The following is a 12,923-nucleotide window of genomic DNA, read 5'->3' on the forward strand; positions in this document are numbered from 1 at the left end:
CCGCATCAACGTTATGAAGCCATGGCTCGGAGCGGAGGAAATTGCCGCCGTCAGCGACGTCATCTCTTCCGGCTGGATTGCGCAGGGGCCGAGGGTCGCGGAGTTCGAAGCGCAGTTCGCGGCCCGCATGGAGGCCGGGCACGCCGTCGCGGCATCGAGCTGCACCACGGCCCTGCACCTGGCGCTCGTGGTTGCGGGCATCGGACCCGGTGACGACGTCGTTGTGCCGTCCTATTCCTTCATCGCCACCGCCAATGCTCCCACCTATGTTGGTGCACGGCCCGTCTTCGCGGACGTGGACCTCAGGACCGGAAACCTCACCGCCGAAACAGTGGAAGCGGCCCTCACCCCGGCGACCCGTGCCGTGATTGCGGTGGACCAGGGCGGTATGCCGGTGGACCTGGCATCCCTGCGGCGGCTGTGCGATCCGCTGGGGATCACCGTCCTGGAAGACGCGGCCTGCGCTGCCGGCTCCCGGTATGCCGGGGCCCCGGCGGGGGCGGGCGCCGAGATTGCCGCCTGGTCCTTCCACCCGCGGAAAATCCTGACCACCGGAGAAGGCGGTATGGTCACGACCTCCCGTCCGGACTGGGCCCTGCGTGCCCGCGCCCTGCGCGAACACGCGATGAGCGTTTCCGCGGCTGACCGTAGCGCCAGTGTGCTGGCCGCCGCCGAAATGTACACGGAAGTAGGCTTCAATTTCCGTCTGACCGACCTGCAGGCAGCTGTCGGAATCGTCCAGCTGGGGCGGCTCGATGCCGCCGTCCGCCGGCGCCGGGAACTCGCCGGTGCGTACACCAAGGCCTTCGCCGAAGTCCAGGGAATCCGCACACCCAGCGACCCGCCCTGGGGCGAGACGAACTACCAGTCCTACTGGATCGAGATACTGCCGGGCTTCAGCATGGACCGCGACGGAGTCCTGGCAGCGCTCGCGGATGCCGGCATTTCAGCGAGGCGGGGGATCATGGCCTCGCATCTGGAACCGGCCTACCGGAACCGGGACACGGGATCCGTGCCGCTGCCGGTCACCGAACGCCTCAGCGCCAACACACTGATCCTCCCGCTCTTCCACGAAATGACCGAATCCGAGCAGGCGAGAGTCATCGAGGCCGTGAACCGATGCGACAGGACTCCGTGACCATGCCGGCCCTGCTGCTGCTGGCCGCGGGTGGACTGGGCCGTGAAGTCCTGGCGTCCCTGCGGATGGTTAACGACTACCGGATCTTCGGTTTCCTCGATGACGACGAAGGGCTGCACGGGACGCGGGTTGACGGCGCTCCGGTCCTGGGCGGCATCGCCGATGCCGTGAACTACCCGCGCTGCCGGTTTCTGGCCTGCGCTGGCTCCGGCGCGGCGCGGGCGCAGATGCTGGCCACCCTGGAAGCGGCAGGAATCGGTGAAGACCGGTTTGCGACCTATGTGGACCCCCGGGTCCACCTCCCGGAGGGCTGCACGGTGGGAACCGGCAGCATCCTGCTGGCGGGCACCGTCCTGACCGCGTCTGTGTCCGTGGGACGCCATGTAGCCGTGATGCCGAACTGCACTCTCACACACGACGACGTCCTCGAGGACTTTGCCACGCTCGCCGCGGGTGTGTGCCTGGGAGGCGGGGTCCACGTTGGATCCGGCGCCTACCTGGGCATGGGTGCCAGCGTGCGGCAGGGCGTGCGGATTGGACAAGGATCCGTGGTTGGCATGGCTGCGGCAGTGCTGCAGGACCTGCCGGCCGGCCAGACCTGGGCCGGGGTTCCAGCCCGGCCCCTGCAACCACACGACGCTGAACTGGCGCCGGTTATGGCCGGAACAGATCGGGAGAGGACAGAACAGCAATGACAGCGGAGCACAAGATCCGGGTCCCGCTTGTGGACCTGGCCGCGCAGCAGGCCGAGGTCGACGAGGAAATCCAGGCCGGGCTCAAGGACATCTTCGCCCGGACCGCGTTCATCGGCGGCGCTGCAGTCGCCGAATTTGAGGCCGCCTACGCCCGGTGGCTGGGGGTAGGACACTGCATCGGGGTCGGCAACGGCACAGATGCCCTGGAACTGGCACTGCGTGCCTGCGGCGTGGAACCGGGCGGGGAGGTGATCCTGCCGGCCAACACGTTCATTGCCACTGCAGAAGTGGTTTCGCGCATGGGCGCGCGGCCGGTGCTGGCCGACGTCGATCGGCAGCACCTGCTGCTGGATCCCGCCCGTGTAAGGGAGGCCGCAGGTCCAAATACCCAGGCGCTGATGCCGGTGCACCTCTTTGGGCAGACGGCACCGGTGGAGAAACTAGCAGAAACGGCCCGCCGCTGGGGCGCGGTAATTGTGGAGGACGCAGCGCAGGCCCAGGGAGCGGTGCGGTTCGGGAACCGGGCCGGAACGCTGGGTGACGCCGCCGGGACAAGCTTCTACCCCGGGAAAAACCTCGGCGCTGCCGGTGACGCGGGAGCGGTCCTGACCCGGAGCAGCACCATCGCCGAACGGGTCCGCCTGCTGGGCGATCACGGCAGCAGGGTCAAGTACCAGCATGAAATACCCGGCATGAATTCGCGCCTCGACGCGGTCCAGGCCGTGGTTCTCAGCGCCAAGCTGCGCCAGCTCAGCCTCTGGAATGACCAGCGGCGGCAGGCCGCCGCTGCCTACGGCACCCTGCTGTCCGGCATTGAGGGCATCACGCTGCCGGTCTCCGCGGAAGGCAACACCGACGTCTGGCATATTTACGCCATCCGGGTTCCCGCCGCTGAACGGAACCGGGTCCTGCGGGCACTGACCGCCGCAGGCGTGGGTGCCGCCATCCACTATCCGGTTCCGGTGCACCTGACCCGGGCATACGCCCACCTGGGGTACGGTCCCGGGGATTTCCCGGTCAGCGAAGAGGCCGCGGACCGTCTGCTGTCCCTTCCGATTTATCCGCATATTACCGGCGCCCAGCAGGAGTTCGTGGCCGAGACCCTGGCCGGGGCGCTGAAGTGACTTCCCGCCCCGATGCCGCCGGGCTGCAGGCCCTGGGAAGCCGGGCGGCCCGCGGAGCGCTCTGGAGCGGAGCGAACGCATTGATGATGAAGCTGGCCGGGATCGCCGTCATGGTGGTTGTGGTCCGGCTGGTCACACCGCACGATTTTGGTGTTTTCGCCGCAGCCCTGGTGGTCCACGCAGTAGTCTCCAGCTTTGGCGAGCTGGGACTGTCCTCCTGCGTTGCCCGCCGGGACCTGGACCCGGAGAAGGTGGCCTCGACCGTCGCCCTGCTGGCGCTGCTGAGCTCCTTCCTGCTGGCCGTTGGCATGGCGCTGGCGGCTGATCCGCTGGCAGCAGCACTGGGGGCACCGGAAGCCGCCGGACCCATCCGGGTGCTGTCCATTGCCGTGTTCCTGGGTGGGGTGTTTACCGTTCCCGGAGCCCTGCTGGTCCGGGAGTTCCGGCAGGGCAGGGTCTTCCTGGCCTCCATCATTTCCTTTGTGCCCGCCAATCTGATTTTGGTGCTGCTGGCGGTGAACGGCGACGGCGCCATGGCTTTCGCCTGGTCACGGGTGGCCGGCCAGCTGGTCAGCGGCGTGGTGATGGCCCTGAGCGTGGACCGGACCTACTGGCCGCGGCTGCGCCGGGCGGAGGTAGGGCCGGTGCTCCGGTTCGGCCTGCCGCTGGCCGGTGCAAACCTGCTGGGCTACAGCCTGCTGAACGCCGACTACGCGATTATCGGTGCATTCCTTGGCCCCGGGGAACTTGGTATTTATACGCTCGCCTTCACCGTGGCCTCCTGGTCAACCTCGGTGCTGAGTTCCACCATCAACTCGGTGGCGATGCCGGCCTTCTCCGCCCTCCGGTCCGACCCGGCTGAACTGCGCCGTTTCCTGGCGAAGACATCGCGGCTGGTGGCCCTCATCGCCTTTCCCATCTCCGCGCTGACCATCGCCCTGGCCGACGAACTGGTGGCTGTCCTGTACGGGCAGCCATGGGCGGCGGCCGCCCCCGTCCTGCGGGTTCTTGCCCTTTACGGAGGCCTGTTCGCGCTTTCCCTGCTGCTCTCCAATCTCCTGGTTGGCCAGGGACGTGCCGGTGCCGTTTTCGGAGTCCAGGCTGCCTGGCTCCTGATACTTGTCCCAGCCGTGGGACTCAGCGTCGGACCGTACGGGCTCCCGGGTGCAGCCTGGGTTCATGTCGCGGTCATTGCACTCGCGGTTTTCCCGCTGTATCTGCGTGCCGTGCGGAGCTCGGTGCCGGCGCCTGGCCGGCTGCTGGCCCGCGCCGCCGGGGCTCCGGCTGCCGCCGCCGCGGCGGCAGCCCTCCTCGGCCTGCTTGCCGCGGGTGCGGGCAACAGCGATTTCCTGCGGCTGCTGTTTGGCGGCCTGGCCGGATGCGCCGTGTACCTGATCCTTTGCGCCCCGATGATTCGCCGGATCCTCCCCGCAGCTCCGGCCGGACGGGCCGGGGAACTGCTTGCCGCCTATGACCACTTCGAACAGCCGCTCCGGCGCCCGCTGCGGGTCCCCAAGGAGGCAAGATGACCACCCCGCCATACAACCGGCCGCGGCTGCTGTTCTTCCGCTGGGCAAGGCCGGGCCTTCCGGACTTCCTGAGCCGGCACCTGGACGAACACGTCCAGACCCTCGGGCACTTCTTCAACGTGCGGGTGATCGACCGGGACTGCGATTACGGGATCGAGTGTGACGAGTTCGAGCCTGCCCTGTGCGTCTTTGAATCAGGTGTCTACGCGGGTGAGCGGAACATCCGCAACACCGGAAGCCGTCCGGAGATCCCGAAGCTGGGGTTCCTGCATTCCGACGCCTACGACCTGGCCAGGGCTGTCTTCCTCTCCGATATGGAACGCTGGGGAGTGGAATCCTTCTTCACAAACTCCGTGGCCATGGCGGAATACACCCCGGAGATCAGCGACCGGCTCTTTGTCTGGCCGCACGCAGTGGATCCCTCGGTGTTCCGGCGGTATCCGGCGGATTCGGGTCCGGCGGACAAGAACATTCCGGTGCTCTTCACCGGCAGCCAGGAACGCCACTATCCCTGGCGGAACGCCGTCGGGCGGGTCCTGGCACAGCGCTTCGCGACCATGACCATGCCGCACTACGGGTGGGGGCTGGGCGCAGGCCGCACGGTGCACGGAACGGAGTACGCCCGGCTGCTCAGCTCAAGCATCTTCGTTCCGGCATGCGGCAGCATGTCCCGGGACCTCGTCCGGAAACATCTGGAAATACCCGCCGCCGGAGCCTGTCTGGTGGCTGAAGACACGCCCGCGCTGGCCGCCTTCGGATTCGTGGACATGGAAAACTGTGTCCTGGGCGAACCGGGGGAGCTTGCGGACAAACTGGACTTCCTGCTGGCCGACGCCGGCCGGCTCGCGGACATCGTGCAGGCCGGACATGATCTGGTGCACACCCGCCACGTGCAGGACCGCCGAAGCCAGGTGCTCGAATGGCTTCAGCTTTCTGCGCGCCGGGGGCCCGGGGAACGGATTGTCCAGGCCGGCCCCGCCGGCAGCCTGCTGCTCGCACCCGCCGAACCCCGGCCTGCTGCCTTCCTGGCCGGCGGCAGGGACCGGGAAATCCTGGCTGCCGGCTGGCGCGCCATGGACGCCGGGGACCTCGACGGCGCCCGCCGGGAGTTCCTGAAGTGCCTGAACTTCTACTTCATCCCCGAAGCCGTGATTGGGCTGGCCTTCACCGAGCTGGCAGCCGGAAACGCACAGGCAGCCCGGGACTGGACCACCCAGGCGCTGACGGACACCTTCACCGACCGGTCGGCTCCGGACCCGGATCCCGTCCTGTGGGCCACGCACATCCGGGCACTGCTGTGTTCCGGGGAGTCCGGCCAGGCACTTGCGGCAGCCGGGCAGTTTCCGGCGCTGCGGCATCCCGAGCTTGAGCGGATGCGCCGGGCCCTGGGACTGGCCGCAGCCGGGCCGGCACCCGCCCGGGCATCGATTTGCCCGCCGCCGGCCCGTTCGGAGGAACAATGGGAGCAGGAACTGGCCACTCACCGGCAGGCCTGCAGCCTGGCTGCACCCGCAACGCCGGGAAAGGCATCAGCCCGTCTCATGAAGCAGCGCATCCGCCGCCGCATCCGCTGGCGGCTGCGGACCGGGCCGGTAAAGGAAGTCCGGCTGCGCCTCTCACCGGTCAAGGCAAGGCTGCTCGGCGACGACTGGTCGCGGATGATCACTGACCTGGTCCGGCGGGAGGGACTGGACGAAGCGGTGCTGTTCGGGCGCCCCGCCAACGACCGTTTCCAGCGCGCGCTGCGCCGGGGCCTGGATCTGAATCCGTCACTGCCGCCGCTCACTCAGGTGCCGGCTCCGGGACCCGCTATTACGGGACCCGGACCCGCCCTGCCTGGTGCCCACGGCCACCGGGTGCTGGCGTTCGTGGCCGACCCGGCTGCCGCTGCCGGGGCCGCAGGCTTCCTGACCGGGTGCTCGCTGGTCATCGTCAATAACACTTTTGGTCCCGAAGGCTACCGGCTCGTCACCGAGCTGACAGCTGGAAGCAGGCTGGTGCTCCTCGCCCATGACGCATTGAAGGGCCGGATGATCCTTGGCGGAACCGGATCTGGATCCGTTGTGCAGCAGAGCCTCAGCCGGACCCGGAGCCAACCGGTTCCCCAGACCGGCGGGAGGAACGAATGAGGAGCAAGGGTCCGCTGCTGTGGATTGCCGGAACACCGTGGGACGGTGTTGCCGGTACTGAGAAACAACTGGTCAGCGCCCTCGCCCGGCACCGTGGGGTGGTCTGGGCCGATCCTCCGGCGCCGGTGTTCGGCGGCCGGGCCAAGGGCATCTTTCCCACTCTGGAAACGGTCCACCCGGGAATCCGCCGCCTCACCGTGCCGGTCCCGCCCGCTGCGACCCGTCCGGTGGTGCGGGCAGCTGTCGACGTGATCCTGCAGCGTGCTTTGAAGGCGCTGCCTGCATCCGGACAGGGAACCGTGGTGGTTGCCGGGCCCCTGGGCAGGTTCCCGCGTGACACAGGGGCTTTCAAGGTCTTCTTTGTCACCGATGACTGGCCGTCGGGCGCAGCGCTGATGGGGCTGCCGGCCGCCAGGATACGGCGCTGCATGAAACGCAACCTCCGGGAAGCGGACCTGGTGGCGGCAGTCTCGCCCTACCTGGCGGGCACGCTGAGGCAACTCCATCCCGGGGCTGAAGTCCTGGTACTGCCGAACGGTTGCCTGCCCCCGGTGGCCGGCCCGGCCGAAAAGCGCCGGCCCGGTGCCGCGTTGGTGGGCCAGCTGAACGAACGGCTGGATCTGGAGATTCTCGACGCCGTCGCCGCCTCGGGGACGGACCTGACGGTCATCGGCCCGCGCACCGAACGCGACGCCGCCGTGGGCGCCCGGCTTGACGCGCTGCTTAGCCACAGCAACGTCACCTGGCTGGGGGAGATGTCCGCAGCCGAGGCTGCCGAACAGCTCGGAACAGTGACCGCCGGTATTACCCCGTACGCAGACTCGGAGTTCAACCGGGCAAGCTTCCCGCTCAAGACCCTGGACTACCTCGCCGCAGGACTGCCCGTCGTCGCAACCGACCTGCCCGCTGCCCGCTGGCTGGACACCGGACACATCGTCCTTGAGAGCAGTCCGGAGGGTTTCGCGGCAGCAGTCAAGCGGCTCGTCGGCGAGACACCGGATCCGGTTTCGATCCGGCAGCGGCAGGGGATTGCCCGCGGACACTCGTGGGATTCCCGGGCCGGGACGCTGCTGCAGGCCATTGACGATGCGGCGCCGGCCTTCGCGGGTGATCACTTCCTCCTCACCCGCTTCAACCTGCCGACCCGCGGGGCGGAAAGCCTGGTGCGCGCCCGCGAGGGCTGGCTGCGGGAACGGGCCGGGCTCTTTGAGCGCTACTGCCTCCCCTCCGTCGCCGCGCAAACGAACAACCGGTTCCGGTGGGTCATCTACTTCGACCCTGAAAGCCCGGACTGGCTGCGCGATCGAATCCGCAGCTGGTCCGCGGACGGTGCTTTCACACCGGTCTACCGGGCGTCGGTGAGTCATGGCGAACTCCTGGCGGATCTCCGTGGCATGGTTCCGGAGCCGGGAAACCTGCTGATGACCACCAACCTGGACAACGACGACGGCGCAGCGGCCGGTTTTGTGGACCGCCTGCAGCAGGCAGCAGGGGCGGCGCAGCCGGCGCGGACGGCGGTGTATCTGCCCCGGGGCCTGATCCTGCAGGGAACCTCGCTCTACGCGCGCACCGACCGGACAAACGCCTTCTGCTCGGTGGTGGAACCGTGGCAGGACGCAGTGACGTGCTGGAACGACTGGCACACGCTGCTTGGACGCAGCATGCCCGTTCGGGAAGTGGCCGGTCCGCCGGGCTGGCTGCAGGTTGTCCACGGCGGGAACGTCAGCAACCGGATCAGGGGCAGGCGGACCGCGCCGGAACCGCACCGGGCATCTTTTCCGGGGCTGCTGGATTCGGCTGAACCACCGTCACGGAGGGAACGGGTGCGGGAAACGTTCCTGACCCTGCCGCGCCGGGCTTTCCGGGACGGGCTGCGCAGGGCGGCTAAGACCGTGCTGCTGCGGGTGGCCGGCAAAGACGGATTGGACCGCATCAAGGAACAGCTTGGTACCCGCCAGGGTGCCGGAAGAACGGGGACATCATGACCGCGCCGCAAAGCCTGCGGGTGATAGCCCGCCGCTGGTATCTGATCCTGGTGGGCGTGCTGCTCACCGGGGTGCTCTGCGCGGCGGCGATCCTGCTTGTTCCCCCTTCCTATGATTCGCAGGGAAGCATGGTGCTGATGCCGCCGGCGGCGGCGGTAGGTGAGGCCGGGAACCCGTACCTGCAGCTTGGTGGCATGAGTGAAGCCATGGACGTCCTGGTCCGGCAGTCGAGCGCCACCGAAATCCGTGAGCAGATCCTGGAGAGCTATCCGTCCGGCACCTATGTCGTTGAGCCGGACCGGACCACCAGCGGGTCGATCATAGTGGTGCACGCGACCGCGGAAACCCCTGAGGAGTCGCTTGGGCTGCTTGACGACGCCATGGCCACCGTTCCCGACACCCTCGCCAGGATGCAGGACGAACTGGGGGTTATCTCCGGGCAGCGGATCGACATCATGCCCGTGGTGGTTGATACCGAGGCTAAGTTCAACTTCAAACAGACCGTCCAGGTGGTCGCGATGGCCGGCCTGGCAGGCCTGGCCGGAACCCTGATGCTGACGGCGCTGCTGGACGGTCTCCTCACCGGCCGCAGGCTGCGGAAAGCGGCGGCGTCCGGTCCGGACCGGGCCCAGCCCGGCCGCAGCGCACACACGGAACCGGAATCCAGGCCAGGATCCGGCCGCGCGCAGCCGGACACCGCCCCGGCGGGTACTGTCCGCCCCGGCAAAGCGGGGCGGGGACAGGCCACCGGCCCCCAGCTGCCCGGTGGCCTGCCGGATACCGGAGCGGGAGACCGCTTTGAGGAAACGGCGGAGCGAACCACCGTTGCCGGCCGGGACACCGCTCCGGCGAAAGAGGCAGGGGTCCGTTGACAGCCGCACAGCTTTTCGGTGCACTGGCCCGGCGCTGGTACATCCTCCTTGCCGGGCTGGGCTGCACCTGTGCCGCGTTCATTCTCCTGGGGCAGTCCGCAACGGTCTATGCGGCACAGTCTGACTATGTCTTCGTGGCACCGGGGGTCCCAGGCGAGAGCCGCCAGCTGACCATGGCCGAACCACAGACGCTGATCGATTTCACGGCCATCGTGGAGCGGAAAGTCCTTACCGGCACCAAACCCGCGAAGCTGGCTTCACCGTCCGCATCCCTCTTTGGCACCGGGATCCGGGAGGGCACCTCAATCAATATGCTGGACAGCGGCGGGCAGTGGGTTCCTTCCTTCAGCCGGCCGGTCCTGTCCGTCCAGGTGGCAGCTCCGTCCCCGGCCGCGGTCCGGAACGGGATGGACGCCGTGCTGGCCGAAGTGCGCAAAGTGAGCACGGATCTCCAGCGGGAGTCGGGCGCCGAGCCTGGGTCCTTTATCACGGTGGAACGTTCCCCCGAAGACCTGAACATCACGTCCTTCGGCAAAACCCGCACGGGTGAAGTCAAAGCCTTCGCAGCACTGGCGGCCGCAGGGCTGGGACTTTCCTGCGCCGCTGCTGCCGCCGTGGATTCCGCAGCCGCACGCCGGACCGGAAGAACGCTTTGACCGCCGTAGGCAGGCACCCGGCGGGACTGGCACCCGGACCGGATACCGGGCGTGCAGCAGGGGATGCCGTGGCTTTTTTGACCATCTATCTCGTCCTGACCCTTGCCGTTCCCTCCTACCTGACCATCACGCCCCTCGGCGCCATCGGCAGGCCGTCCACGCTCTGGGGAGTCCTTGGACTGTCCTGGTGGGCTTTCGAACGTCTGCGGCGGCCGGCTCCCGCCGCCAACGGATCACCCGCGGTCCGGACTGCGCTGCTGCTGTTCCTCGCAGGCGTCCTGATCAGCTATGCCACGGCCAATCTGCAGGGCATGCCGCCGGCCGAATCCACGCCCGCGGACAGCGGACTCATCCGGGTGGCCGGCTGGGTCGGCATCGCCCTGCTCGCCAACGAGGGCATCACATCGATGTCCCGCTGGCTCTGCCTGATGCGCCGGCTGGTCCTGATCGGCGGGTTCTCAGCCCTCCTGGGACTGGCGCAGTTCCTCACCGGCCAGAGTCTGCTCGAGTGGATACAGCTGCCCGGCTTCAGCGCTGACACCGCCTACACGGTGGTCTCCAGCCGCGGGGAATTCGTCCGCCCCTCCGGTGCCGCCTCGCAGCCGCTGGAATACGCGGCGGTGCTGTCCATGGTCCTGCCGGTGGCGTTGATGCTGGCGCTCACGGAAAAGCAGCGGAGCTTCGCGGCACGCTGGTGGCCGGCCGCCGCCGTCGCCCTGGTTACCGTTATTTCCGGTTCCCGTTCCGCCTTCATCGGTGCCACCGTCGGAGTGCTCGCCCTGGTGCCCGGCTGGTCTGCCGCCGTGCGGCTCAGGGTCCTAGGCGCGGCAGTGGTCCTGCTCGGAATCGTCTATGTCACGGTGCCCGGCATGGCGGGAACCATCCGCGGCATGTTCCTGACCCTGGGCAACGATTCGAGTTCCCTGTCCCGGACCGACAGCTACTCAGTTGCCGTGGAAATAGCCTTGCGGAATCCGTTCTTCGGACGCGGGTTCGGTACGTTCCTGCCGCATTACCGGATCTTTGACAACGGCTACCTGACGGCCCTGGTCGAGCTGGGGCTGGTGGGCGCCGGGCTGCTGATCCTGATGCTGGCCTGCGCGCTCGCGGCCGCACTCCGGCCCGCGTTCGCTGCTGATACGAGGGGAAGCGCAGTCCGGGCGCAGGGGAGCGCCGTCGCAGCTTCCCTGCTGGCCGGCGGGGTCCTGCTGGCGATCTTCGACGGCCTCAATTTCTCCATGTCCGCAGCGCTGCTGTTTCTGATGTCCGGTGTGGCCGGGGCATTCCGCGGACTCCACCCACCGCCGCGCCAGAGCACCATCCGTACCCGGGAGGAACCATGACAGAACAGGGCAGCCGCAGCCGGCTGCGGCGGATCCGGCCGGAAGCCACGGCGGTTTTCCTCGCTGCTGCGCTCGCCGTGGGCCTGGCCGGGTGCACCGCACGGGCAGATACCCCGCCGCCCGTCCAGGACCAGCCCGGGGACCTGGCGCTGCCGCGTATTCCTTGGGAGGGCGGGCCGGCCTACTGGTCCGGCTACGCCAACGCGGACGCGGCAGGGTGGTCGGATCCCTCATTCTTCCCGATCGTGGCGTGGCACAACGGCATCAGCAGTAACGAGGAGGTGCAGTACGACAAATCGCTGGGCATCAACACCTACATCGGACTGTCGGAGGACACCAACTTCCAGCTCTTTGAAGACAACAACGTGTTTTGGATCGGCGACGCCGTCAACGAAACCTTCTCTCCGGACAGCCCGAACTGGGTCGGGTCCTTCCTCGACGACGAAGTGGACGGCAGGTTCAGCCCGCAGGAGGGCCTGCGGCGGCTTGAGGCCAGGGCAGCGAAAGCACCGGAGGGAACGTTCAAGATGGCGAACTTCACCCAGATGGTGCTCAGTACCGATATGCCGCCGCGGGATGCGGAGAACCTGGTGAACGGCCCCACCGACGTCGTGTCCATGGATATGTACTGGTACACCGTTCCGCATTGTTCGCTCCAGCCTTACCGCAGCCCCTATCTGGTGCCGATCAGCCAGCCTGCCTGCCGGACGGCGTCGAGCTACGGGCGGGCTGTGGAAGCCCTGCGGATGCGGGACGCCGCGGACGGCACCCTGCAGCAGATCTGGCATTTTGTCGAGAACCTGAATGGCGGTCCCGCGGAGGGGACGTTCTCCGGCTACGTGCAGCCCGGCGAGGTGCAGGGGGCGGTCATGAGCGCCGTCATCAATGAGGCCCGCGGCGTCCTGTATTTCAACCAGAGCTTCTCCGGGCCCTGCGAAACGTCCAACGTGTTCCGGGCCTCGCAGCTGGACCCGGATTTCTGCGGACGGGAGCAGATCGAGGCGGTGAAAGAAGTCAACACGAAGATTCACGCGCTGGCCCCGGTCATCAACACCCAGTCCTATGAACACCGTTTCGGTGACGGGCTGGACACGATGCTCAAGACAGATGGAACCCATGCCTATGTCTTCGCCATGACCGAGGGCGGGACCGGGCCAGGGCCAAGGACCTTCCAGCTGCCGGAGGGAACTGCCGCCGGGGAAGTCGAGGTGCTCTTCGAGGACCGGGCCATCGAGTCCGACAGTTCGGGGAAGTTCACCGACAGCTTCGAGCAGGAGTACTCCTATCACGTCTACCGTGTTCCGCTGGCGCCGTGAGAGTGGCACTACCTGCCCGGGTGGGCGACTGCGCGGCGCGAACCGCGGGCCTGCCGGTAGGTGCCACGCCTTTTATTTCCGCTCCCCGGTCCTACGGTGAGGGTGGCATCCAGTGGACGGCATAGATGAAGGACGC

Annotated in this window: 10 protein-coding genes; all 10 read left to right on the forward strand. The window is 67.8% G+C overall.

What is annotated here, in order from left to right; all coding sequences use genetic code 11:
- Positions 1-13: 13 nt before the first annotated feature.
- Entirely contained in the window at positions 14-1,138 is a 1,125-nt protein-coding gene (locus tag AL3_RS08210; RefSeq protein ID WP_066299432.1) for a DegT/DnrJ/EryC1/StrS family aminotransferase, read from the forward strand.
- Entirely contained in the window at positions 1,120-1,833 is a 714-nt protein-coding gene (locus tag AL3_RS08215; RefSeq protein ID WP_246168674.1) for an acetyltransferase, read from the forward strand. Before AL3_RS08210 ends, AL3_RS08215 begins: the two co-directional genes overlap by 19 nt.
- Positions 1,830-2,957, forward strand: a complete 1,128-nt coding sequence (locus tag AL3_RS08220; RefSeq protein ID WP_066299093.1) for a DegT/DnrJ/EryC1/StrS family aminotransferase — start codon at positions 1,830-1,832, stop codon at positions 2,955-2,957. The genes AL3_RS08215 and AL3_RS08220 overlap by 4 nt, the downstream gene beginning before the upstream one ends.
- Positions 2,954-4,486: an oligosaccharide flippase family protein gene (locus tag AL3_RS08225; RefSeq protein WP_066299094.1), complete on the forward strand. Its 1,533-nt coding sequence runs from the start codon at positions 2,954-2,956 to the stop codon at positions 4,484-4,486. The genes AL3_RS08220 and AL3_RS08225 overlap by 4 nt, the downstream gene beginning before the upstream one ends.
- Complete coding sequence (locus tag AL3_RS08230; protein WP_066299097.1) at positions 4,483-6,615, forward strand: glycosyltransferase family protein; 2,133 nt, start codon at positions 4,483-4,485, stop codon at positions 6,613-6,615. Before AL3_RS08225 ends, AL3_RS08230 begins: the two co-directional genes overlap by 4 nt.
- Positions 6,612-8,600 (forward strand): glycosyltransferase, encoded by a 1,989-nt coding sequence (locus AL3_RS18035; protein ID WP_083521570.1) that lies wholly within the window; start codon positions 6,612-6,614, stop codon positions 8,598-8,600. The genes AL3_RS08230 and AL3_RS18035 overlap by 4 nt, the downstream gene beginning before the upstream one ends.
- Complete coding sequence (locus AL3_RS08240) at positions 8,597-9,472, forward strand: YveK family protein (protein WP_066299099.1); 876 nt, start codon at positions 8,597-8,599, stop codon at positions 9,470-9,472. The genes AL3_RS18035 and AL3_RS08240 overlap by 4 nt, the downstream gene beginning before the upstream one ends.
- Complete coding sequence (locus AL3_RS08245) at positions 9,469-10,128, forward strand: hypothetical protein (RefSeq protein WP_066299113.1); 660 nt, start codon at positions 9,469-9,471, stop codon at positions 10,126-10,128. The genes AL3_RS08240 and AL3_RS08245 overlap by 4 nt, the downstream gene beginning before the upstream one ends.
- 68 nt (positions 10,129-10,196) lie before the next feature.
- Positions 10,197-11,471 (forward strand): O-antigen ligase family protein, encoded by a 1,275-nt coding sequence (locus AL3_RS08250; RefSeq protein ID WP_151724029.1) that lies wholly within the window; start codon positions 10,197-10,199, stop codon positions 11,469-11,471.
- On the forward strand, positions 11,468-12,787 hold the full coding sequence (locus tag AL3_RS08255) for a hypothetical protein (RefSeq protein WP_066299121.1): 1,320 nt from the start codon (positions 11,468-11,470) through the stop codon (positions 12,785-12,787). Before AL3_RS08250 ends, AL3_RS08255 begins: the two co-directional genes overlap by 4 nt.
- Positions 12,788-12,923 lie beyond the last annotated feature (136 nt).

This window comes from Arthrobacter luteolus NBRC 107841, from assembly GCF_001552075.1.
In the GTDB taxonomy this organism is placed as follows: domain Bacteria; phylum Actinomycetota; class Actinomycetes; order Actinomycetales; family Micrococcaceae; genus Arthrobacter_B; species Arthrobacter_B luteolus.